The organism is Mycobacterium sp. (assembly GCF_046091765.1).
Taxonomy (GTDB): Bacteria; Actinomycetota; Actinomycetes; order Mycobacteriales; family Mycobacteriaceae; genus Mycobacterium.
This window is the reverse complement of sequence record NZ_JBJTCF010000050.1, coordinates 1-23,383: the sequence shown is the minus strand read 5'-3', so window position 1 is coordinate 23,383 and position 23,383 is coordinate 1. Positions and strand designations below refer to the sequence as shown.

Annotated in this window: 23 protein-coding genes and 1 rRNA gene; 23 read left to right on the top strand and 1 reads right to left on the bottom strand. The window is 68.9% G+C overall.

Annotation, left to right across the window (positions count from 1 at the left end):
* The 21 genes from ACKOB8_RS04565 (at nt 1) to ACKOB8_RS04465 (ending at nt 20,235) form a co-directional block, all read left to right on the top strand.
* The gene (locus ACKOB8_RS04565; RefSeq protein ID WP_526376032.1) at nt 1–1,332 is read left to right on the top strand and encodes a homoserine dehydrogenase; all 1,332 of its coding nucleotides are present in this window, start codon (nt 1–3) and stop codon (nt 1,330–1,332) included.
* Entirely contained in the window at nt 1,329–2,420 is a 1,092-nt protein-coding gene (thrC, locus tag ACKOB8_RS04560) for a threonine synthase (RefSeq protein WP_526376031.1), read from the top strand. The genes ACKOB8_RS04565 and thrC overlap by 4 nt, the downstream gene beginning before the upstream one ends.
* Before the next feature lie 4 nt (nt 2,421–2,424).
* Complete coding sequence (thrB, locus tag ACKOB8_RS04555; RefSeq protein WP_526376030.1) at nt 2,425–3,390, top strand: homoserine kinase; 966 nt, start codon at nt 2,425–2,427, stop codon at nt 3,388–3,390.
* Between the two features lie 319 nt (nt 3,391–3,709).
* A complete protein-coding gene (gene rho / locus ACKOB8_RS04550; RefSeq protein ID WP_526376029.1) occupies nt 3,710–5,299 on the top strand; it encodes a transcription termination factor Rho in 1,590 nt (529 codons plus the stop codon).
* 19 nt (nt 5,300–5,318) lie between these two features.
* The gene (locus tag ACKOB8_RS04545) at nt 5,319–5,891 is read left to right on the top strand and encodes a maleylpyruvate isomerase family mycothiol-dependent enzyme (RefSeq protein ID WP_526376041.1); all 573 of its coding nucleotides are present in this window, start codon (nt 5,319–5,321) and stop codon (nt 5,889–5,891) included.
* 1 nt (nt 5,892) lies between these two features.
* On the top strand, nt 5,893–7,506 hold the full coding sequence (fadD1, locus tag ACKOB8_RS04540; RefSeq protein WP_526376028.1) for a fatty-acid--CoA ligase FadD1: 1,614 nt from the start codon (nt 5,893–5,895) through the stop codon (nt 7,504–7,506).
* Between the two features lie 37 nt (nt 7,507–7,543).
* Nucleotides 7,544–7,774, top strand: coding sequence for a 50S ribosomal protein L31 (rpmE, locus tag ACKOB8_RS04535; protein ID WP_526376027.1), 231 nt, complete (start codon nt 7,544–7,546; stop codon nt 7,772–7,774).
* A 90-nt stretch (nt 7,775–7,864) separates the two neighbouring features.
* Nucleotides 7,865–8,941, top strand: a complete 1,077-nt coding sequence (gene prfA, locus ACKOB8_RS04530; RefSeq protein ID WP_526376026.1) for a peptide chain release factor 1 — start codon at nt 7,865–7,867, stop codon at nt 8,939–8,941.
* Complete coding sequence (gene prmC, locus ACKOB8_RS04525; protein WP_526376025.1) at nt 8,938–9,807, top strand: peptide chain release factor N(5)-glutamine methyltransferase; 870 nt, start codon at nt 8,938–8,940, stop codon at nt 9,805–9,807. The genes prfA and prmC overlap by 4 nt, the downstream gene beginning before the upstream one ends.
* On the top strand, nt 9,804–10,457 hold the full coding sequence (locus tag ACKOB8_RS04520) for an L-threonylcarbamoyladenylate synthase (protein ID WP_526376024.1): 654 nt from the start codon (nt 9,804–9,806) through the stop codon (nt 10,455–10,457). Before prmC ends, ACKOB8_RS04520 begins: the two co-directional genes overlap by 4 nt.
* A 52-nt stretch (nt 10,458–10,509) precedes the next feature.
* Complete coding sequence (locus ACKOB8_RS04515) at nt 10,510–11,685, top strand: glycosyltransferase family 4 protein (protein WP_526376023.1); 1,176 nt, start codon at nt 10,510–10,512, stop codon at nt 11,683–11,685.
* Nucleotides 11,686–11,792: 107 nt separating this feature from the next.
* A complete protein-coding gene (locus ACKOB8_RS04510) occupies nt 11,793–12,290 on the top strand; it encodes an ATP synthase subunit I (protein WP_526376022.1) in 498 nt (165 codons plus the stop codon).
* Between the two features lie 5 nt (nt 12,291–12,295).
* A complete protein-coding gene (atpB, locus tag ACKOB8_RS04505) occupies nt 12,296–13,057 on the top strand; it encodes a F0F1 ATP synthase subunit A (protein ID WP_526376021.1) in 762 nt (253 codons plus the stop codon).
* A gap of 75 nt (nt 13,058–13,132) precedes the next feature.
* Complete coding sequence (locus tag ACKOB8_RS04500) at nt 13,133–13,384, top strand: F0F1 ATP synthase subunit C (protein WP_005148260.1); 252 nt, start codon at nt 13,133–13,135, stop codon at nt 13,382–13,384.
* Nucleotides 13,385–13,414: 30 nt separating this feature from the next.
* Nucleotides 13,415–13,921, top strand: coding sequence for a F0F1 ATP synthase subunit B (locus ACKOB8_RS04495; RefSeq protein WP_526376040.1), 507 nt, complete (start codon nt 13,415–13,417; stop codon nt 13,919–13,921).
* A gap of 1 nt (nt 13,922) precedes the next feature.
* On the top strand, nt 13,923–15,254 hold the full coding sequence (locus ACKOB8_RS04490; RefSeq protein ID WP_526376020.1) for a F0F1 ATP synthase subunit B/delta: 1,332 nt from the start codon (nt 13,923–13,925) through the stop codon (nt 15,252–15,254).
* A 76-nt stretch (nt 15,255–15,330) separates the two neighbouring features.
* Entirely contained in the window at nt 15,331–16,977 is a 1,647-nt protein-coding gene (gene atpA, locus ACKOB8_RS04485) for a F0F1 ATP synthase subunit alpha (RefSeq protein WP_526376019.1), read from the top strand.
* 7 nt (nt 16,978–16,984) lie between these two features.
* Nucleotides 16,985–17,908: a F0F1 ATP synthase subunit gamma gene (locus ACKOB8_RS04480; RefSeq protein WP_526376018.1), complete on the top strand. Its 924-nt coding sequence runs from the start codon at nt 16,985–16,987 to the stop codon at nt 17,906–17,908.
* A gap of 17 nt (nt 17,909–17,925) precedes the next feature.
* Nucleotides 17,926–19,374, top strand: a complete 1,449-nt coding sequence (gene atpD, locus ACKOB8_RS04475) for a F0F1 ATP synthase subunit beta (protein ID WP_526376017.1) — start codon at nt 17,926–17,928, stop codon at nt 19,372–19,374.
* Nucleotides 19,375–19,418: 44 nt separating this feature from the next.
* Nucleotides 19,419–19,784, top strand: a complete 366-nt coding sequence (locus tag ACKOB8_RS04470; protein WP_526376016.1) for a F0F1 ATP synthase subunit epsilon — start codon at nt 19,419–19,421, stop codon at nt 19,782–19,784.
* Between the two features lie 7 nt (nt 19,785–19,791).
* The gene (locus tag ACKOB8_RS04465; protein ID WP_526376015.1) at nt 19,792–20,235 is read left to right on the top strand and encodes a DUF2550 family protein; all 444 of its coding nucleotides are present in this window, start codon (nt 19,792–19,794) and stop codon (nt 20,233–20,235) included.
* Between the two features lie 3 nt (nt 20,236–20,238).
* On the opposite strand, the gene ACKOB8_RS04460 is transcribed toward ACKOB8_RS04465, so the two are convergent.
* A complete protein-coding gene (locus ACKOB8_RS04460) occupies nt 20,239–20,838 on the bottom strand; it encodes a cob(I)yrinic acid a,c-diamide adenosyltransferase (RefSeq protein ID WP_526376014.1) in 600 nt (199 codons plus the stop codon).
* Between the two features lie 63 nt (nt 20,839–20,901).
* Between ACKOB8_RS04460 and murA the strand changes: the two genes are divergently transcribed.
* Together murA and ACKOB8_RS04450 are read left to right on the top strand one after the other, a co-directional pair.
* The gene (gene murA, locus ACKOB8_RS04455; RefSeq protein WP_526376013.1) at nt 20,902–22,155 is read left to right on the top strand and encodes a UDP-N-acetylglucosamine 1-carboxyvinyltransferase; all 1,254 of its coding nucleotides are present in this window, start codon (nt 20,902–20,904) and stop codon (nt 22,153–22,155) included.
* Between the two features lie 279 nt (nt 22,156–22,434).
* A 16S ribosomal RNA gene (locus ACKOB8_RS04450) occupies nt 22,435–23,383 on the top strand; the annotation flags it as partial.

Genomic DNA, 23,383 nt, shown 5'->3' with positions numbered 1-23,383 from the left:
ATGACCGCTGAAACCGGGACGACCGGCCCGATCGGTGTCGCCGTACTGGGCCTGGGCAACGTGGGCCGGGAAGTGGTGCGGATCATCGACGACAGCGCCGCCGACCTGACCGCGCGGATCGGCGCGCCGCTGGTGTTGCGCGGGGTGGCGGTGCGCAACGTGTCCGGGGATCGGGGGCTGCCCGCCGGGACACTCACCGACAACGTCGAGGAACTGGTCTCGCGCGACGACGTCGATATCGTCGTCGAGTTGATGGGCCCGGTCGAACCGGCGCGCAAGGCGATCCTGGCCGCCCTCGAACGCGGCAAGTCGGTCGTCACCGCCAACAAGGCGCTGCTCGCGCAGTCGACCGGGGAACTGGCGCAGGCGGCCGAGCAGGCGCACGTCGACCTCTACTTCGAAGCGGCGGTGGCCGGCGCGATCCCGGTGATCCGCCCGCTGACCCAGTCGCTGGCCGGCGACACGGTGGTGCGGGTGGCCGGGATTGTCAACGGGACGACCAACTACATCCTGTCCGCGATGGCCGCCACCGGAGCGGACTACGCGAGCGCTCTGGCCGAAGCCAGCGCGCTAGGGTACGCCGAGGCCGACCCCACCGCGGACGTCGAGGGCTATGACGCGGCGGCCAAGGCGGCGATCCTCGCGTCGATCGCCTTCCACACCCGCGTCACCGCCGACGATGTCTACCGGGAGGGGATATCGAAAGTCACCCCGGCCGACTTCGAGGCGGCCCGCGCGCTGGGGTGCACGATCAAACTCCTGGCCATCTGCGAGCGGATCACCGTCGACGGTCAGCAGCGGGTGTCGGCCCGCGTGTACCCGGCACTGGTGCCGCTGAGCCACCCGCTGGCGAGCGTCAACGGGGCATTCAACGCGGTGGTGGTCGAGGCCGAGGCCGCGGGCAGGCTGATGTTCTACGGCCAGGGCGCCGGCGGCAACCCGACCGCCTCGGCGGTGATGGGCGACGTCGTGATGGCGGCGCGCAACCGCGTGCAGGGTGGGCGCGGTCCGCGCGAGTCCAAGTACGCCCAGCTTCCGGTGGCGCCGATCGGCGTTGTCCCGACCCGCTACTACGTCAGCATGACCGTCAGCGACCGCCCGGGCGTGCTGTCGGCGGTGGCGGCCGAGTTCGCCAAGCGTGAGGTCAGCATCGCCGAAGTTCGCCAGGAGGGGCTCGCCGATCAAGGTGGGACCCCCAGCGGAGCCCGCATCGTGGTGGTGACCCACCGCGCCACCGATGCCGCTCTCTCCGAAACCGTTGCCGCCCTTGCTGATCTGGACGTCGTCGAGCGGATCGACAGTGTCCTGCGCCTGGAGGGCACCAGCGAATGAGCCCGTCCTCGCCGGCCTCGACTCCGGTGCACACGCCCTGGCCCGGCCTGATCGAGGCCTATCGGCACCGTCTGCCGGCGGCCGCCCACTGGACGCCGGTGACCCTGCTTGAGGGCGGTACGCCGCTGGTGCCCGCGGTGCGGATCTCGGAGATGACCGGCTGCACGGTGTATTTGAAGGTGGAGGGGCACAACCCCACCGGCTCGTTCAAGGACCGCGGCATGACGATGGCGGTCAGCGAGGCGCTCTCGCGCGGACAGCAGGCGGTGCTGTGCGCGTCGACCGGCAATACCTCGGCCTCGGCGGCGGCCTACGCCGCACGAGCAGGTATCACCTGCGCGGTTCTGATCCCGCAGGGCAAGATCGCGATGGGCAAGCTCGCCCAGGCGGTCATGCACGGCGCGAAGATCATCCAGATCGACGGGAACTTCGACGACTGTCTGGAGTTGGCCCGCAAGCTGACCGCCGACTATCCGACGATCTCGTTGGTCAACAGCGTCAACCCGGTGCGCATCGAGGGCCAGAAGACCGCCGCCTTCGAGATCGTCGACGTGCTCGGCACCGCCCCGGACGTGCACGCCCTACCGGTGGGCAACGCGGGCAACATCACCGCCTACTGGAAGGGCTACACCGAATATCACCGAGACGGCCTGACCGACTCGCTCCCGCGCATGCTGGGCACCCAGGCCGCCGGGGCGGCGCCACTGGTGCTCGGCAAGCCGGTCAGCCGTCCTGAGACGCTGGCCACCGCCATCCGGATCGGCGCACCGGCGTCCTGGGACGGCGCGATGGCCGCGCAGCAGGAGTCCGGCGGCCGGTTCCTGGCCGCCACCGACGAGGAGATCCTCGCCGCCTACCAGCTGGTCGCGCGAGAGGAGGGAGTGTTCGTCGAGCCGGCCTCGGCGGCCAGCATCGCCGGGCTGCTCAAATCCGCGCAGGACGGGTGGGTCAGGCCCGGATCGACGGTGGTGTGCACGGTGACCGGCCACGGCCTCAAGGACCCCGACACCGCGCTGCGCGACATGCCGTCGGTCACCCCGGTGCCGGTCGATCCTGCCGCGGTCATGGCCGCCCTCGGGCTGGGCTGAGCCGATGCCCGATTCCGCCGCGCTGCCCGCCGGCCTGACCGCCAGCGCCACCGTGGCGGCCTCCAGCGCCAACCTCGGTCCCGGTTTCGACAGCCTCGGGCTGGCGCTGGGCCGCTACGACGAGATCGTCGTCGAGACCGCCGGATCCGGACTGGTCGTCGATGTCGACGGCGAGGGCGCCGGCGAGGTTCCCACCGGCCCTGAGCACCTGGTGGTCGCCAGCATCCACGGCGGACTGGCCGCGCTGGGACTGCATGCGGCCGGACTGGTGGTGCGCTGCCGCAACACCATCCCGCACGCGCGAGGGCTGGGGTCCTCGGCGGCCGCTCTGGTCGGGGGCCTGGCGATCGCCAATGCCTTTGCCGCGCAAGCCCATCGACCGACCCTCAGCGACGATCAGCTGATCCAGCTGGCGTCACAGGCCGAGGGCCATCCGGACAACGCGTCGGCGGCGGTGCTCGGCGGAGCGGTGGTGTCCTGGACCGAGTCCGATCCGTCCTCGCCACGCTACGGTGCCGCACCCATCACTCTGCATCCCGACATCCGGCTCTTCATCGCGATCCCGCAGGCACGCTCGTCGACCGCGGTGACGCGGGTGCTGCTTCCGGCGCACGTGACCCACGAGGCGGCCCGCTTCAACCTCAGCCGGGCGGCCCTGCTGGTGGTGGCGCTGACCGAACGACCGGATCTGCTGATGGTCGCCACCGAGGATGCGCTGCACCAACCGCAGCGCGCCGCGGCGCTGCCTGCCTCGGCGCAGTACCTGGACGTGCTGCGCGGGCACGGGGTTCCGGCGGTGCTCTCCGGTGCCGGCCCGGCCGTACTCGCGCTGACCGACGGTGACGACCTGCCGGACGAGGCGATCGACGCCGGCGGCGCGCACGGCTTCGTCGTGACCGAGGTGAGCGTGGGCGAGCCGGTGCGGTGGGGATCGGGCGTCGTCGCCGCTCACGGCACGCGGGGTGGGTGAGAATCGTCACAGTCGGCAGGCCCGGCCGACGCGGTGAGTGCGGTGCCGTCGGCGTGGCTTTCTTGCTTCCGACGAGTAGGGCCGCTATTCTCAGGGTCGTCCAGCAACCGCAGCGCTCACGCTGCGCCGACACTAGGACGATCACCAACGATCACCAGGTCTTCTTCAGGTCCTCGCGTGTAACCCAGCGGGCTGACGACTCGGCCCCTGACCTTCCGCGGCAACACTTGGCACGGACGACGGTGAGACGCGCTCGGCGAATAGTTGAGCTGAGCGCCGGAAACCCCGCGGAACGAACGCGGGGAGAGAAAGGAATTCCGTGACCGAAACGGACCTCATCGCGGTGGACGACCGCACCCCGGCGACCCGATCGGCGGTCGCCGTGGCCTCCGAAGGATCCGACGGCTCGCTGACCACCATGGTCCTGCCCGAACTGCGGGCACTGGCCAACCAGGCGGGCGTCAAGGGCACCTCGGGGATGCGCAAGAACGAACTGATCGCGGCCATCCAGGACAGTCGCAGCGGCGGGTCGGGCTCCCAGCCCGCGGCGGCCGAGCGGCCCGCGAAGACCGCGCAGGAGTCCGGCGAACCGGCCGAGGAGCGCGGACCCGCCGCCCAGAGCGGCGAGTCATCCGGCCAGCAGCCCCGCGACGACGACGGCGAGGGCCGGGGCGGCCGGCGCGGGCGACGGTTCCGCGACCGCCGCCGCCGCGGTGAGCGCACCGGCGGCGAGGGCGGCGACACCGAACTGCGCGAGGACGACGTCATCCAGCCGGTGGCCGGCATTCTCGACGTCCTGGACAACTACGCCTTCGTGCGCACGTCCGGCTATCTGCCCGGACCCAACGACGTCTACGTCTCGATGAACATGGTGCGCAAGAACGGTCTGCGCCGCGGTGACGCCATCACCGGCGCGGTCCGCATGCCCCGGGAGGGCGAGGCCAGCAACCAGCGCCAGAAGTTCAACCCCCTGGTGCGACTGGACACCGTCAACGGCGGCCCGGTCGAGGAGGCCCGCAACCGTCCCGAGTTCGGCAAGCTCACCCCGCTCTATCCCAATCAGCGGCTGCGCCTGGAGACCACACCCGACCGGCTGACCACCCGGGTGATCGACCTGATCATGCCGATCGGCAAGGGTCAGCGCGCGCTGATCGTCTCGCCGCCCAAGGCCGGCAAGACCACCATCCTGCAGGACATCGCCAACGCGATCACCAGGAACAACCCCGAGTGCCACCTCATGGTCGTCCTCGTCGACGAGCGGCCCGAGGAAGTGACCGACATGCAGCGCTCGGTCAAGGGCGAGGTCATCGCCTCGACCTTCGACCGTCCGCCCTCCGATCACACGACGGTGGCCGAGTTGGCCATCGAGCGGGCCAAGCGTCTGGTCGAGCAGGGCCGCGACGTCGTGGTGCTGCTTGACTCGATCACCCGGCTCGGCCGTGCCTACAACAACGCCTCGCCGGCCTCGGGTCGCATCCTGTCCGGCGGCGTGGACTCCACCGCGCTGTATCCGCCCAAGCGCTTCCTCGGCGCGGCGCGCAACATCGAGGACGGCGGCTCGCTGACCATCATCGCCACCGCGATGGTGGAAACCGGTTCGACCGGCGACACGGTCATCTTCGAGGAGTTCAAGGGCACCGGCAACGCCGAGCTGAAGCTGGACCGCAAGATCGCCGAGCGCCGGGTCTTCCCGGCCGTCGACGTCAACCCGTCGGGCACCCGCAAGGACGAACTGCTGCTGTCCACCGACGAGTTCGCCGTCGTGCACAAGCTTCGCCGGGTGCTCAGCGGCCTGGACTCCCACCAGGCCATCGATCTTCTGATGAGCCAGCTGCGCAAGACCAAGAACAATTACGAGTTCTTAGTCCAGGTCTCCAAGACCGCGCCGGGGACGGCCGACGAAGCCTGAGCCGATGAAGCCCGAGCCGATGAACAGCGACGAGATCTGGGCTGTCATCGACTCACAGCGCGCCGACCTGGCTGATCTTCTGGCGGGTTTGACCCCCCAGCAGTGGCAGACGCCGTCACTGTGCGAGGGCTGGCGGGTGCGAGACGTTGCGGCGCACCTGACCCACTCGCACATGAATCCGGCGCGGGTGATGCTCGAGGCGCTGCGTTCCGGGTTCCGGTTCGACCCGATGATCCGGCGACTGGCCATCGAGGACCACCGCCCGCAGCAGGAGATCGTCGCCGCCCTGCACGCGATGGTCGGCTCGCGCACCAAGATTCCCGGGACCAGCGACCGCGATCCGCTGATGGACGTGTTGGTGCACGGCCAGGACATCGCCGTGCCGCTGGGGATTGACCGACCGATGCCCGGTGACGCGGCCGTCGAGGTCGCGCGGCATCTGTGGCAGATGCGCTTTCCCCTGCGCCCGGCACGCCGCCTGCAGGGCACCCGGCTGATCGCCACGGATGCCGACTTCACGGTCGGGCAGGGCCGCGAGGTGCGTGCTCCGATCCGCGACCTGGTGATGCTGCTGGCCGGCCGTCGCTGCTGACATGCCCGACACCGTCCAGCAGATGCTTCGGGAACGCCGCGGCGACCAAGGCCCGGCGGTCAAGTACGGCGAGCGGGTTTGGAGTTGGTCCGAGCACCTTGACGAGGCGTCGCGCCAGGCGGCGGCGCTGATCGCGCTGGCCGACCCGGCCCGCCCGTTGCACGTCGGCACCCTGCTGGGAAACACCCCGGCGATGCTGGTCGCGATGGCCGCCGCCGGGCTGGGCGGTTACGTGTTGTGCGGCATCAACACCACCCGACGCGGGGACGGGCTGGCCCGCGACATCGCCACCGCCGACTGCCAGATCCTGCTCACCGACGACGCTCACCGCGACTTGCTCGACGGGTTGCACCTTCCCGGGGTGCGCGTCATCGACGTCGACTCCGAACAGACCGGGGCGTTGCACGCCGACGCGGGGGAGCTGACCCCGTACCGCGAAGTCGTCCCGAGCGACACCTTCATGCTGATCTTCACCTCGGGGACCAGCGGCGAGCCCAAAGCGGTACAGGTCGCGCACATGATGGTGCCCTTCTCGGGAATTGCTCTGGTGCAACGCTTCTCGATCACCGCCGAGGACGTGTGCTACCTGTCGATGCCGCTGTTTCACTCCAACGCCCTGCTGGCCGGATGGTCGGTGGCGCTGAGCGCCGGCGCGGCGATGGCACCGGCGGCGTTCTCGGCCAGCGGTCTGCTCGGCGATCTGCGCCGCTACGGGGTGACCTATCTCAACTACGTCGGCAAGCCGCTGGCCTACGTGCTGGCGACCCCTGAGCATCCCGGCGAGCGCGAAAACCCACTGCGGGTGGCTTTCGGCAACGAGGCAACCGAGCGCGACATCGAGGAATTCGGCCGCCGTTTCGGCTGCACGGTGTGGGACGGATTCGGCTCCACTGAGGGAGCGGTGATCATCACCCGCGACGGCGACTGCCCGTCCGGTTCGGTGGGTCGCGGATTTCCCGGGGTGGCGATCTACCACCCGGATACGCGCACCGAGTGCCCGGTCGCGGAGTTCGATGCGACCGGAGCTCTGGTCAACGCCGAGCAGGCGATCGGGGAGATCGTCAACACCACCGGCGCGGGGCTGTTCGGGGGCTACTACAACGACCCGGTGGCCACCGACGAGCGGTTGCGCCACGGCATGTACTGGTCGGGGGATCTGGCCTACCGCGACGCCGAGGGCTGGATCTATCTGGCCGGCCGCACGGCGGACTGGTTGCGGGTGGACGGGGAGAACATCGCCGTCGCGCCGGTCGAGCGCATCCTCTTCCGGCTGCAGGCGCTGAGCCGCGTCGCGATCTACGCGGTCCCCGACGAACGGGTGGGCGACGCGATGATGGCCGCGATCGTGCTGCGGTCGGACGCGACGCTGAGTCCCGACGGGCTGGCCGCGTTTTTGTCCGCCCAGCCCGACCTCTCGCCCAAGTCCTGGCCGCGCCACGTCTGGATCACCGACGAGCTGCCGGTGACCGCCACCAACAAGGTGCTCAAGCGGGCGCTGAGCGCCCAGGCGCTCGCCGTGCCGACCGGGGTGCTCTGGAGCCGCAGCACCGACGGGCGCTACCGCGAAACGCGAGGTGGGACAGGGCCGCCGCCCATTTGGGCTGGTCGCCGCTGAACTGGCATAATGGACCCAACCAATCGCAAAGGACATCATGAAGAACGGCATTCACCCCGCGTACGCCGCGACCACGGTGGTCTGCGGCTGCGGCAACTCGTTCGAGACCCGCAGCACCAAGGAGAACGGCCGCATCGTGGCCGAGGTCTGCTCGCAGTGCCACCCCTTCTACACCGGCAAGCAGAAGATCCTCGACAGCGGCGGTCGCGTCGCCCGGTTCGAGCGGCGCTACGGCAAGCGCAAGCCGGCCGAGGCCACGGACAACTAGCCGCCCCGCCGACGCCCGTCTGTCGCAGCCGCGAGAGGCCGGGCGTCGGTTTGCGTTCGGGCAGGCCGGACCAGGCAGAGAGGACCGACGGTGACCAGCGCTCCCGCCACGGCGATCGATGCCGTGCTGGCCGAGCACGCCGATCTGGAACGCCAGCTTTCTGACCCCGAACTGCACAGCGACACCGGCAACGCCCGGCGGGTGGGGCGGCGGTTCGCCCAGCTGGCGCCGATCGTGGCGACCTACCGCAAACTGGAGACCGCGCGCGGCGACCTGCAGGCCGCCCGAGAACTGTCCGCCGACGACGACTCGTTCGCCGAGGAGGTCGACGAGTTGGAGGCGCGCGTCGCCGAACTCGATGACCAGCTCACCGACATGCTCGCCCCCCGCGATCCGCACGACGGCGACGACATCGTGCTGGAGGTCAAGTCCGGCGAGGGCGGGGAGGAGTCGGCGTTGTTCGCCGCCGACCTGGCCCGCATGTACATCCGCTACGCCGAACGGCGCGGCTGGGCCGTGACCGTGCTCGACGAGACCTTCTCGGATCTGGGCGGCTACAAGGAGGCGACGCTGGCGATCGCCGCTCGGGGGGACTCACCCGACGGCGTGTGGTCGCGGCTGAAGTGGGAGGGCGGCGTGCACCGAGTGCAGCGGGTCCCGGTCACCGAGTCGCAGGGCCGGGTGCACACCTCGGCGGCCGGGGTGCTGGTCTATCCCGAACCCGACGAGGTCGAGCAGGTCAGCATCGACGAGTCCGATCTGCGCATCGACGTGTTCCGTTCGTCGGGCAAGGGCGGGCAGGGGGTGAACACCACCGACTCGGCGGTGCGGATCACCCACCTGCCGACCGGCATCGTGGTCACCTGCCAGAACGAACGCTCGCAGCTGCAGAACAAGACCCGCGCCATGCAGGTGCTGGCCGCGCGGTTGCAGGCGCTCGCCGAGGAGCAGGCGCTGGCCGAGGCCTCGGCCGACCGGGCCAGCCAGATCCGCACCGTCGACCGCAGCGAGCGCATCCGCACCTACAACTTCCCGGAGAACCGGATCACTGATCACCGGATCGGCTTCAAGGCGCACAACCTCGACCAGGTGCTCGACGGTGATCTCGACGACCTGCTCGACGCGCTGGCCGCCGCCGACAAGCACGCCAGGCTGCAGCGGGCATGACCGGACGGCAATGGCTGCGCGCGGCGATCGACGACGCCGCAGCCGCTCTGGCGCGTGCCGGTATCGAGTCGGCGCGCGCCGACGCCGAGCTGCTGGCGGCTCACGTGGCCGGCGCCGAGCGCGGCATGCTCACCATGACCGGGTTGACGGGACTCTCGGGCGGTGACTTCCAGGACCGCTTCGACCGGGCGGTCGCGGTGCGGGTCCGCCGGGTGCCGCTGCAGCACATCACCGGGACCGCCGCGTTCGGGCCGATCGAGGTCCAGGTCGGTCCCGGAGTCTTCATCCCGCGCCCGGAGACCGAGTCGCTGCTGGAATGGGCGCTTGCGCAGCCCCTCCCGCGCGCACCGGTGATCCTCGACGTGTGCACCGGCTCGGGCGCGCTGGCGATCGCGCTGGCCTCGCGACTGACCGCCGCCCGGGTGATCGCAGTCGACGACGACGCGGCGGCGCTGGAGTACGCGCGGCGCAACGCCGCGTCGAGCACCCCGGCCGGCACCGTGGAGGTCGTCGCCGGTGATGTCGGCGACCCGGGCCTGCTGGCGGAGCTGACCGACTCGGTCGACCTGGTGGTGGCCAACCCGCCGTACCTGCCGGACGGGACGCCACTGGAGCCTGAGGTCGCCTGCCACGACCCGGCGCACGCGCTCTTCGGCGGCCCGGACGGGATGGCGGTGATCGCCGCGGTGGTCGCGCGCGCGACCGGCTGGCTGAAATCCGGCGGACTGCTGGCCATCGAACACGACGACACCGCCGCCGCGGCCACGGCCGACCTGCTCGCCCGGAGCTTCGACGCCGTCGAGTCCCGCCGCGATCTGTGCGGGCGTCCCCGGTTCGTGACCGCACGGCGGAGCCCGCGGCGATGACCCAGTTCCTCGACTGCCGCGACCCGGCCCGGCGCTCGGCGGCACTGGCAGCGGCGACGGCCGCGGTCACCAGCGGCCGGCTGGTGGTCATGCCCACCGACACCGTCTACGGCATCGGTGCCGACGCGTTCGACGGCGGGGCGGTGGCGAGCCTGCTGGCCGCCAAGGGGCGCGGGCGCGACATGCCGGTGGGTGTGCTGGTGGGGTCCTGGCACACCATCGAGGGTCTGGTCTACGCCGTCCCCGACAGCGCCCGCGAACTCATCCGGGCGTTCTGGCCGGGCGCGCTGAGCCTGGTGGTCCGGCAGGCGCCGTCGCTGCAGTGGGACCTCGGCGATGCGCGGGGCACGGTGATGCTGCGCATGCCGCTGCACCCGGTGGCCCTGGAACTGCTCCGCCAGACCGGTCCGATGGCGGTCTCCAGCGCCAACGTCTCCGGCCAACCCCCCGCCACCACCGCCGAGGAGGCGCAGCGTCAACTCGGAGACCTCGTCGAGGTCTACCTCGACGGCGGGCCCTGCCCGGAGCTGGCCGCGTCGACCATCGTCGACCTGACCGTGCAGCCGCCGCGCATCCTGCGGGAGGGACCCGTCAGCGTCGAGGCGGTTGCCCGCGTGCTCGACGTCGACGCTGCCTCGCTGACCGGCTGAGCAGCGCGGCGGCCACGGCCGCGTGCAGTACCGTTTGACCATTAGCGGAATCGTGACGCACTACCTGGCGCTGTCTGACCGCGGCGCCGGCGTACCCCTGCGGGAACTGGTGCTCGTCGGGCTGACGGCGGCGATCGTGACCTACTTCGCCACCGGCGGGGTGCGACAGCTTGCCACCAGACTGGGCGCGGTCGCCTATCCCCGCGAGCGCGACGTCCACCTGCAACCGACCCCGCGCATGGGCGGGCTGGCGATGTACCTGGGCGTGGTCACCGCGGTCTTCCTCGCCTCCCAGCTGCCCGCGCTGACCCGCGGGTTCGTCTACTCCTCGGGAATGCCGGCGGTGGTGATCGCCGGCGGGCTGGTGATGGGCATCGGCCTGATCGACGATCGGTGGGGTCTGGACGCGCTGACCAAGTTCGCCGGACAGATCACCGCGGCCAGCGTCCTGGTCACCATGGGCGTGGCCTGGAGCGTGCTCTACATCCCGTTCGGCGGGGTGGGCACGATCGTCCTCGACCAGGCGTCGTCGATCTTGCTCACGCTGGCCCTGACGGTGGCGATCATCAACGCGATGAACTTCGTCGACGGCCTCGACGGGTTGGCGGCCGGGCTGGGCCTCATCGCGGCGATGGCCATCTGCATCTTCTCGGTCGGCCTGCTCCGCGACCACGGTGGAGACGTGCTGTTCTACCCCCCGGCGGTCATCTCCGTCGTGCTGGCCGGGGCCTGCCTGGGCTTCCTGCCGCACAACTTCCACCCGGCCCGGATCTTCATGGGCGACTCCGGGTCGATGCTGATCGGCCTGATGCTGGCCGCGGCGTCGACGACCGCGGCCGGCCCGATCTCGCAGAGCGCCTACGGAACCCGCGACGTCTACGCGCTGCTCTCGCCGTTTCTGCTCGTGGTGGCGGTGGTCTTCGTGCCGGCCCTGGACATGTTGCTGGCCATCGTCAGGCGCACCCGCGCCGGGCGCAGTCCGTTCAGCCCGGACAAGATGCACCTGCACCACCGGCTGCTGGAGATCGGTCACTCCCATCGCCGCGTCGTGCTGGTGATCTACCTGTGGGTCGGCATCGTGGCACTGGGCGCGGCCAGCACGATCTTCATCGGCCCGCAGTACGGCGGCGCGGTCATGCTGGTGGCGATCGTCGTGGCCCTGGTGGTCACCGTGATCCCGTTGCTGCGCTCGCGTGATGAGGGCTATCGGACGTCTATCCGGGAGTGAACTCAGGGTTCTGCGTGACCCGAAAACCCCCTCCGACTGTGTGATACCGTGCGGACACGAATCGGCCGGGCGCACGGAGTCGCTGCCCGTGGACAGAAGGTGAACCGGTGACGACGCCAGCGCACGAAGCGCCGTTGGTGTTCCCGTCGGTAGCGTTTCGCCCCGCCGTCCTGCTCGGCCTCTGCGCCGCCCTCACGGGCGTGGCGATCGGGCTGTCCGCGTGGGCCGGACACCCGCTCTTCGGGGTGTTCTTCGGCGTCGGCCTGGGATTGGGTTTGCTCAACGCGCTGCTGGTTCGCCGTTCGGTGGCCGCCATCACCGCCGGCGCCCATCCGCTCAAGCGCAAGATGGCGCTGAACTCCGCGACCCGCCTGATGGTCATCTCGGTGGTGGGCCTGGCCATCGCGTACATCTTCCGGCCGACCGGCCTGGGCGTCGTCTTCGGCCTGGCGCTCTTCCAGGTCGTGCTGGTCCTGAGCACCGCACTGCCGGTGTGGAAGAAGATCCGCGCCGGCGGACCCGACGGCCTGGCCCCCGAATCGGCCCCGGCGGAGACCGGTCCGGCCATTTCGGCCTCACTGTCCGACGACATGCTCAAGGATTGAGTGCTATGACCGCAGGGACCGAGCGCATCCTCGCCGAGGGTGCCATCGAGGTCGGCCACCACACCACGGCCACCTGGCTGGGTATGACCGTCAACACCGACACCATCCTGGCCACCGCGATCGCGGGTGTGATCGTGATCGCGCTGGCCTTCTTCCTCAAGGCCAAGGTCACCTCGACCGGCGTGCCCAGCGGGGTCCAGCTGTTCTGGGAGGCGATCACCACCCAGATGCGCGGCCAGATCGAGTCGGCGATCGGCATGAAGATCGCCCCGTTCGTACTCCCGCTGGCGGTGACGCTGTTCATCTTCATTCTCGTCGCCAACTGGATTTCGGTGCTGCCGGTCCAGTACGGCACCGCCGAGGGCGGCACCCACGAACTGCTCAAGCCGCCCGCATCGGACATCAACTTCGTGCTGGCGCTCGCCCTGTTCGTGTTCCTGTGCTACCACGCCGCCGGTTTCTGGCGCCGCGGTCTGATCGGCCACCCCGTCAAGCTGCTCAAGGGGCACGTCGCCTTCCTGGCGCCGATCAACCTCGTCGAGGAGATCGCCAAGCCGATCTCGCTGTCGCTGCGACTCTTCGGCAACATCTTCGCCGGCGGCATCATGGTCGCGCTGATCGCGCTGTTCCCGCCATACATCATGTGGGCGCCCAACGCGATCTGGAAGACCTTCGACCTGTTCGTCGGGCTGATTCAGGCGTTCATCTTCTCGCTGCTCACCATCTTGTACTTCAGCCAGTCGATGGAACTGGACGAGGAGCACTGACCCGGCATGCAACGACACCGCACGAGCACCCACCGAACTGGTAGCACCCCTGCCAGCAACCAAGGAGGATAAGTAATGGCAGACCCCACCATCGTTGCCGGCGCACTGATCGGCGGCGGACTCATCCTGGGCGGCGGCGCGATCGGCGCCGGGATCGGCGACGGCATCGCCGGCAACGCGCTGATCTCCGGCATCGCCCGCCAACCCGAGGCCCAGGGCCGGCTTTTCACCCCGTTCTTCATCACCGTCGGTCTGGTGGAGGCGGCGTACTTCATCAACCTGGCGTTCATGGCACTCTTCGTGTTCGCCACGCCCGGCGCGTCCTAGTCGGCCATGGGCTCGGCTGAGGTCTCGGTGATGGAAGGGGTCGGCGTCACAGTGCTGGCGGCGGCCGAGGAAGGCGGTACCAGCAACTTCCTCATCCCCAACGGAACCTTCTTCTTCGTGCTGGCCATCTTCCTGATCGTGCTCGGCGTGATCGGCACGTTCGTGGTGCCCCCGATCCAGAAAGTGCTGGGCGAACGGGAGAAGATGGCCGCCAAGACCGCCGAGGACAACCGCAACGCGATCGCGCAGGAGACCGCTGCGGAGGCCGACTACGCCGAGCAGTTGGGAGCGGCGCGCACCGAGGCCGCCGGGATCCGGGACGAGGCGCGCGCCGAGGGGCGCGCGGTACTCGACGACATGCGGGGCAGGGCCAACGAGCAGGTTGCCCAGACCCTCCAGCAGGCCAACGATGAACTCAAGCAGCAAAGCGACGCCATCGCGGGCAACCTGCGGTCCTCGGTGCAAACCCTTTCCGAGACACTGGCCAGCCGGGTGCTGGGCGTGGATGTGTCCGGTTCGACGGTGTCGGGACGCTAGCGTGTCGACCTTCATCGGACAGCTCGTCGGGTTCGCCGTCATCGTCTGGATCATCGGGCGCTACGTCGTGCCGCCGATCCGCCGCCTGATGGCCTCCCAGAAAGACGCGGTGCGCCAGCAACTGGAGGACAGCGCGGCGGCCTCGGAACGGCTGGCCAGCGCCAGTCAGTTCCACGCCAAGCGCATCGAGGAGGCCCGCGCCGAGGCCAGGCACATCGCCGAGGAGGCCCGCGCCGACTCAGTCCGCATCGGCGAGCAACTGCGGGCCCAAGCCGATGTCGAGGTGGAGCGGATCAAGGTGCAGGGCCAGCAGCAGCTCGCCCTGTTGCGCTCGCAGCTGGTCCGTCAACTGCGGGCCGATCTGGGCAGCGAGTCGGTCCGCCGTGCGGCCGATCTGGTCCGCTCGCACGTCGCCGATCCGCAGGCCCGCGCGGCCACCGTTGACCGGTTCCTCGACCAGCTCGAAGCGATGGCGCCGGCCGCGTTCGCCCCGGAGATCGCCTCGTCCACCATGCGCTCGGCAAGCCGGGAAGCGCAGGCCGCGCTGGTCGAGCGTTTCAACGCGGTGGCGGTCTCACTGAACGCCGACGCGCTGTCGACCCTCTCCGAGGATCTCAGTGCCGTCGTGAAACTGCTCCAGCGCGAGCCGATCCTGGCCCGGCACCTCGCCGAGGCCACCGGTGCGGCCGACGCCAAAAAACAGCTCCTGCAGCGGCTGCTGGGTGAGCGGATCTCCGGCCCCGCCCGCGAGGTCCTCGACACCGCCGTGAGCGTGCGGTGGTCGAAGACCGGCGACTTCGTCAGCGCGGTCGAACACGTCGCGCGGCTGGCGCTGCTGGTGCGCGCCGAGCGCGAGCAGCAGGCCGACGAGGTCGCCGAGCAGCTGTTCCGGTTCAGCCGGCTGCTCGACACCCAGCCCCGGCTCGTCACCCTGCTCAGCGACCCCTCCCGGCCGGCCGGAGGCCGCACGGCGCTGTTGGGCTCGGTGCTCGAATCTTCCGGGGTGAATCCGATTGCGCGCACGCTGCTCACCCAGACCGTCGAGCAGCTCGACGGTGAACGTGCCGACGACGCGGTGCAGGAACTCGCCCAGCTTGCCGTCGCGCACCGAGGTGAAATCGTCGCCCAGGTCAGTGCCGCGGCGGACCTGACCGACACCCAGCGCTCACGGCTGACCCAGGTGCTCAACCGCATCTACCACGTCCCGGTCTCGGTTCAGCTCACCATCGATCCCGAACTGCTCGGCGGCCTCTCGGTCGCCGTCGGCGACGAGGTGATCGACGGGACGCTGGCCACGCGGCTGGCCGCAGCCGAGACGAAACTCCCCGACTAGGACCGCCTGACAAGCCCCGTCACACCCAGCACGTACACCGAGCACGTACCCGAAGAAGGCAGGAAGACGAGAAGCCATGGCAGAGTTGACCATCTCCGCTCAAGACATTCAGGGAGCCATCGAAAGCTACGTCTCGAGTTTCGAGGCGGGCACCGGCCGTGAGGAGATCGGCACCGTCATCGACGCGGGCGACGGTATCGCCCACGTGGAGGGCCTGCCCTCGGTGATGACCCAGGAGCTGCTCGAGTTCGCCGGCGGAGTCCTCGGCGTCGCGCTCAACCTTGACGAGCACAGCATCGGCGCGGTGATCCTCGGTGAGTTCGACAAGATCGAGGAGGGGCAGCAGGTCAAGCGCACCGGCGAGGTGCTCTCGGTGCCCGTCGGTGACGAGTTCCTCGGCCGGGTGGTCAATCCGCTCGGTCAGCCGATCGACGGCCGCGGCGAGATCACCGCCGCCACCCGGCGTGCCCTCGAACTGCAGGCCCCCTCGGTGGTGCAGCGCCAGAGCGTGAGCGAGCCGCTGCAGACCGGCATCAAGGCGGTCGACGCGATGACCCCGATCGGCCGCGGACAGCGTCAGCTGATCATCGGCGACCGCAAGACCGGCAAGACCGCCGTCTGTGTGGACACCATCCTCAACCAGCGTCAGAACTGGGAGACTGGCGATCCCAAGAAGCAGGTCCGCTGTGTCTATGTCGCGGTGGGGCAGAAGGGCACCACCATCGCCAGCGTGCGCCGCGCGCTGGAAGAGGGCGGAGCGATGGACTACACCACCATCGTGGCCGCCCCGGCGTCCGACGCCGCGGGTTTCAAGTGGCTCGCTCCCTACACCGGCTCGGCGATCGCCCAGCACTGGATGTACGACGGCAAACACGTGCTCATCGTGTTCGACGACCTGACCAAGCAGGCAGAGGCCTATCGGGCGATCTCGCTGCTGCTGCGCCGGCCCCCCGGCCGCGAGGCCTACCCGGGCGACGTGTTCTACCTGCATTCCCGGTTGCTGGAACGCTGCGCGAAGTTGTCCGACGAACTGGGCGGCGGCTCGATGACCGGGCTGCCGATCATCGAGACCAAGGCCAACGACATCTCGGCCTACATCCCGACCAACGTCATCTCCATCACCGACGGGCAGTGCTTCCTGGAGACCGACCTGTTCAACCAGGGCGTGCGGCCGGCCATCAACGTCGGTGTTTCGGTGTCGCGCGTGGGCGGTGCCGCCCAGATCAAGGCGATGAAGGAGGTGGCCGGCTCACTGCGGCTGGATCTGTCGCAATACCGCGAACTGGAGGCCTTCGCCGCGTTCGCCTCCGACCTCGACGAGGCCTCCAAGGCCCAACTCGAGCGCGGCGCCCGTCTGGTGGAGTTGCTCAAGCAGCCGCAGTACAGCCCGATGGCGGTCGAGGACCAGGTGGTGGCGATCTTCCTGGGCACCAAGGGGCACCTGGACTCCGTCCCGGTCGCCGACGTGTCGCGCTTCGAGGCGGAGTTCATCGAGCACGTCAAGGCGGCCCGCCCGGAGGTTCTCGGTGACATCCGGGAGTCCCAGAAGCTGACCGAGGAGACCGAGGAGGCGCTCAACGGCATCGTCGCCGACTTCAAGCGCGGCTTCGCCACCTCCGACGGCAGCTCGGTCGTCCCCGACGAGCACGTCAAGGCGATGGACGAGGCGGACGTCGAGAAGGAAAAGGTTCAGGTCCGCAAACCCGCCCCGAAGAAGAAGTAGCGACAGCATGGCAGCCACACTTCGGGAACTACGCGGGCGCATCCGCTCGGCCGGGTCGATCAAGAAGATCACCAAGGCCCAGGAGCTGATCGCAACTTCACGCATCGCCAAGGCCCAGGCCCGCGTCGAGTCGGCCCGTCCGTACGCGGACGAAATCACCAGCATGCTCACCAATCTCGCCGCCGAGTCCGCACTGGATCATCCGCTGCTGGTGGCCCGGGAGAATCCCAAGCGGGCCGCCGTGCTGATCGTCTCCTCCGATCGAGGGCTGTGCGGCGCGTACAACGCCAACCTTCTGCGACGCTCCGAGGAGCTGATCGCGCTGCTGCGCTCGGAGGGCAAGACCCCGATCCCTTATGTGGTCGGGCGCAAGGCATTGGGCTACTTCAGCTTCCGCAACTGGAACATCACCTCCTCGTGGATCGGATTCTCCGAGAAGCCGACGTATCAGAACGCCCAGGAGATCGCCGACACCCTCGTCGAGGTGTTCCTCGCCGGCGCGGACGACATCGGGGATGAACCCGGCCCGGACGGCATCCTCGGCGTCGACGAGCTACACATCGTCTTCACCGAATTCCGCTCGATGCTCTCCCAGACCGCTGAGGCCCGCCGCATCGCGCCGATGGAAGTGGAGTACGTCGAGGAAGAGTCCGGACCGCACACCCTGTTCTCGTTCGAGCCGGACGCCACGACACTGTTCGAGTCGCTGCTGCCACGCTACGTGGCCACCCGGATCTTCGCGGCGCTGCTCGAGGCGGCCGCGTCGGAGTCCGCATCGCGGCGGCGTGCGATGAAGGCGGCCACCGATAACGCCGATGATCTGATCAAGATCCTCACCCTGATGGCCAACCGCGAACGGCAAGCCCAGATCACCCAGGAAATCAGCGAAATCGTCGGCGGCGCAAATGCGCTCGCCGACGCCGCGAAGTAGAAGAGCGGAGAAAGAAAATGACTGTTACCGCCGAGTCCCGCAAGTCCGCGGGCAGCGACAGCGCCGGGCGCGTGGTGCGCATCACCGGACCGGTCGTCGACGTGGAGTTCCCCCGCGGTGCGGTCCCCGAGCTGTTCAACGCGCTGCACGCGGAGATCTCCTACGGGTCGCTGGCCAAGACGCTGACCCTGGAGGTCGCCCAGCACCTCGGCGACAACCTGGTGCGCACCATCTCGATGCAGCCCACCGACGGACTGGTGCGCGGTGTCGCGGTGACCGACACCGGCGCGTCGATCTCGGTCCCGGTCGGCGACGGTGTCAAGGGTCACGTCTTCAACGCCCTCGGCGTCTGCCTCGATGAACCCGGCTACGGCAAGGACTTCGAGAAGTGGTCCATCCATCGCCGTCCGCCGGCCTTCGACGAACTCGAGCCGCGCACCGAGATGCTCGAGACCGGCCTGAAGGTCGTCGACCTGCTCACCCCCTACGTGCGCGGCGGCAAGATCGCCCTGTTCGGAGGCGCCGGAGTGGGCAAGACGGTGCTGATCCAGGAGATGATCAACCGCATCGCCCGCAACTTCGGCGGCACCTCGGTGTTCGCCGGGGTGGGGGAGCGCACCCGCGAGGGCAACGACCTGTGGGTCGAGCTGCGCGAGGCCAACGTGCTCAAGGACACCGCGCTGGTGTTCGGCCAGATGGACGAACCGCCCGGCACCCGCATGCGGGTCGCGCTCTCGGCGCTGACGATGGCCGAGTTCTTCCGCGACGAGCAGGGCCAGGACGTGCTGCTGTTCATCGACAACATCTTCCGGTTCACCCAGGCCGGCTCCGAGGTGTCCACCCTGCTGGGCCGGATGCCCTCGGCGGTGGGCTACCAGCCGACGCTGGCCGACGAGATGGGTGAGCTGCAGGAGCGCATCACCTCGACCAGGGGCCGCTCGATCACCTCGATGCAGGCGGTCTACGTGCCCGCCGACGACTACACCGACCCCGCGCCGGCCACCACCTTCGCGCACCTGGACGCGACCACCGAGCTGTCCCGGGCGGTGTTCTCCAAGGGCATCTTCCCGGCGGTGGATCCGCTGGCGTCGAGCTCGACGATCCTGGATCCGGCCATCGTGGGTGACGAGCACTACCGGGTGGCGCAGGAAGTCATCCGCATCCTGCAGCGCTACAAGGACCTGCAGGACATCATCGCCATCCTCGGCATCGACGAACTGTCCGAGGAGGACAAGCAACTGGTGAACCGGGCGCGGCGCATCGAGCGGTTCCTGAGCCAGAACATGATGGCGGCCGAGCAGTTCACCGGCCAGCCCGGCTCGACCGTGCCGCTCAAGGAGACCGTCGAGGCGTTCGACAAACTCGCCAAGGGCGAGTTCGACCACCTGCCCGAGCAAGCGTTCTTCCTGATCGGCGGGCTCGACGATCTGGCCAAGAAGGCCGAGACCTTCGGCGCGAAGCTGTGATCGGCACCGTGATCGACGCCGGCCCCGGCGAGAGGTGATGGGAGATGGCCGAACTGGACGTCGACATCGTCGCCGTCGAACGCAAGATCTGGTCGGGCAAGGCGACCTTTCTGTTCACCCGCACCACCTCCGGCGAGATCGGGATCCTGCCCCACCACATTCCGCTGCTGGCGCAACTGGTCGACGATGCGGTGGTGCGCGTCGAGCGCGAGGGCGAGGACGACCTGCGGGTCGCCGTCGACGGCGGTTATCTGTCGGTCACCGAAGCCGGGGTGACCATCCTCGCCGAATCCGCGGCCTTCGAGTCCGAGATCGACGCCGAGGAGGCCAAGGCCGACGCGGCCTCCGATGACCCGCGAACAGCTGCTCGGGGTCGGGCGCGACTGCGAGCGCTGGGCCTGCTCGACTGAAGGTTCCATGAGCGCGACGACGACGGCCATGGTCGCGCTGATCGGCGTCCTGGCCACGGTCGTGCTCGCGCTGAGCTACCGGTTGTGGAAGCTCGGCCAAGGCGGAACCGCCGCCATCTTGCGCGACGTCCCTGCGGTCGGCGGCCACGGCTGGCGGCACGGCGTGATCCGCTACCGAGGCGACGAGGCGCGGTTCTACCGGTTGTCGAGCCTGCGGCCGTGGCCGGACCGGCGGCTGAGTCGGCGCGGCCTGGAAATCGTGTCGCGGCGGGCGCCGCGCGGCGACGAGTTCGACATCATGAACGACGAGACGGTCGTGCTCGAACTCGATGACGCGACCGGCGATCAGCGCCGCAGCTACGAGATGGCGCTCGACCGCGGGGCGCTGACGGCTTTTCTCTCCTGGCTGGAGTCCCGGCCCTCGCCGCGGTCGCGGCGCAGGACGGAGTGATCGCTACGCGTCCGGACGCGAAGGACGCTTCGCGTGAGGTCCGCCCGGCTGCCACAGCACGTCGCCGGCGGGGTTGGCCACCCGCGACAGGATGAACAGCAGATCCGAGAGCCGGTTGAGGTAGCGCGCCGGAAGCGGGCTGACCGAGTCGGGGTAAGACTTCACCGCCACCCATGCCGAACGCTCCGCGCGCCGGGTCACCGTGCGCGCGACGTGCAGCAGCGCCGACAGGGCGGAACCGCCGGGCAGGATGAACGATTCCAGTGCGGGCAGCGTCTCGTTGTACTCGTCGCACCACTTCTCCAGCCGGTCGATGTAGGGCTGGGTGATGCGCAGCGGGGGGTACTGCGGGTCGGCGACGAGGGGCGTGGACAGGTCCGCGCCGGCGTCGAAGAGGTCGTTCTGGATCTGTTCGAGCACCGAGCGCAGCGCCTCGCCGGGGCCGCCGAGGGCCACCGCGACCCCGATCGCTGCGTTGGCCTCGTCACAGCCCGCGTAGGCGATCAGGCGGGGATCGCTTTTCTCCACCCGCGAGAAGTCGCTGAGTCCGGACGTCCCGTCGTCGCCGGTCCGGGTGTAGATGCGGGTCAGATGCACTGCCATGGCTATGACCGTACCGGCCGGCAGGCCCGGTCCAGGCTCCTGGCTCGACTAAAGTAAGCGCTCGTGGGCGAGCACTTTCTGGTGACCGGCGGCAACCGGCTCTCCGGCGAGGTCGCCGTCACCGGCGCCAAGAACAGCGTGCTCAAGCTCATGGCGGCCAGCCTGCTGGCCGAGGGCACCACCACGATCACCAACTGCCCCGACATCCTCGACGTCCCACTGATGGCCGAGGTGCTGCGCGGCCTGGGCGCCAACGTCGAACTCGACGGGTCGGTGGTCCGCATCACCTCCCCGGACGAACCCAAGTACGAGGCCGACTTCGCCGCGGTGCGCCAGTTCCGGGCGTCGGTGTGCGTGCTGGGCCCACTCGTCGGGCGTTGCAAGCGGGCCCGCGTCGCGCTGCCCGGCGGCGACGCGATCGGCTCGCGCCCGCTGGACATGCACCAGTCGGGCCTGCGTCAGCTCGGAGCGGAGTGCACCATCGAGCACGGCTGCGTGGTGGCCTCGGCGGAGCGCCTTCGGGGGGCGGAGATCCAGCTGGAATACCCGTCGGTCGGGGCCACGGAGAACATCCTGATGGCCGCGGTGGTGGCTGACGGGGTGACGGTCATCCACAACGCCGCGCGCGAACCCGACGTGGTGGACCTGTGCGAGATGCTCAACCAGATGGGTGCCCGCATCGAGGGGTGCGGCACGCCGACGCTGACGATCACCGGGGTTGCGCGGCTGCACCCGACCGAGCATCGGGTGATCGGCGACCGGATCGTCGCCGCGACGTGGGGGATGGCCGCGGCGATGACCCGCGGGGACATCGCCGTCACCGGAGTCGACCCGTCCCACCTTCAGGTCGTGCTGCACAAACTGCACGACGCGGGGGCCACCGTCACCCAACACGACAACGGTTTCCGGGTGGTGCAGTACGAGCGGCCCAAGGCCTGCAACGTCGCCACCCTGCCCTTCCCCGGGTTTCCGACCGACCTGCAGCCGATGGCCATCGCGATGGCTTCGATCGCCGACGGCACCTCGATGATCACCGAGAACGTCTTCGAGGCGAGGTTCCGGTTCGTCGAGGAGATGATCCGGCTGGGCGCCGACGCGCGGACCGACGGCCACCACGCGGTGGTGCGCGGGATCCCGCAACTGTCCAGCGCCCCGGTCTGGGCCTCCGACATCAGGGCCGGCGCCGGGCTGGTGCTGGCCGGGCTGGTGGCTGACGGGGAGACCGAGGTCCACGACGTTTTCCACATCGACCGCGGCTACCCGCTGTTCGTGGAGAACCTGTCCGGTCTGGGCGCGGAAATAGAACGGGTACACTGACGGTTACACCTCAGACGGAGCGTCGCAGCCGCAAGCGGATCGACAGCCCCGGTTGACCCGCCCGGGTCTCCGTAGTAAGATGGCAGGGTTGCCCTAACGGCGGATGTCCGGTGGGTGTGTTGTTTGAGAACTCAATAGTGTGTTTGGTGGTTTTTGTTTGTTGTTTGTTTTTTTGCCGCACTTCGGCGCCCCGTGTCGGGGTGTGGCGTTATGCCAAGTTTTCTTGGTTGTCAGGTAGTTCTCTGATTTCTTTCCCGTGCCGACGGCGTGGGTAGATTTTGTTTGGAGAGTTTGATCCTGGCTCAGGACGAACGCTGGCGGCGTGCTTAACACATGCAAGTCGAACGGTAAGGCCCCTTCGGGGGTACACGAGTGGCGAACGGGTGAGTAACACGTGGGTGATCTGCCCTGCACTTCGGGATAAGCCTGGGAAACTAGGTCTAATACCGGATAGGACCACGGACTGCATGGTCTGTGGTGGAAAGCTTTTGCGGTGTGGGATGGGCCCGCGGCCTATCAGCTTGTTGGTGGGGTGATGGCCTACCAAGGCGACGACGGGTAGCCGGCCTGAGAGGGTGTCCGGCCACACTGGGACTGAGATACGGCCCAGACTCCTACGGGAGGCAGCAGTGGGGAATATTGCACAATGGGCGCAAGCCTGATGCAGCGACGCCGCGTGGGGGATGACGGCCTTCGGGTTGTAAACCTCTTTCAGTACCGACGAAGCGCAAGTGACGGTAGGTACAGAAGAAGCACCGGCCAACTACGTGCCAGCAGCCGCGGTAATACGTAGGGTGCGAGCGTTGTCCGGAATTACTGGGCGTAAAGAGCTCGTAGGTGGTTTGTCGCGTTGTTCGTGAAATCTCACGGCTTAACTGTGAGCGTGCGAGCGATACGGGCAGACTGGAGTACTGCAGGGGAGACTGGAATTCCTGGTGTAGCGGTGGAATGCGTAGAGATCCGAAAGAACACCAGTGGCGAAGGCGGCCTGCTGGGCATCAGCTGACACTGAGGCGCGACAGCGTGGGGAGCAAACAGGATTAGATACCCTGGTAGTCCACGCCGTAAACGATGGGGACTAGGTGCTTGGGGGAGCGACCCCCTGGGTGCCGACGCTAACGCATGAAGTACCCCGCCTGGGGAGTACGGCCGCAAGGCTGAAACTCAAAGGAATTGACGGGGGCCCGCACAAGCGGTGGAGCATGTGGTTTAATTCGACGCAACGCGA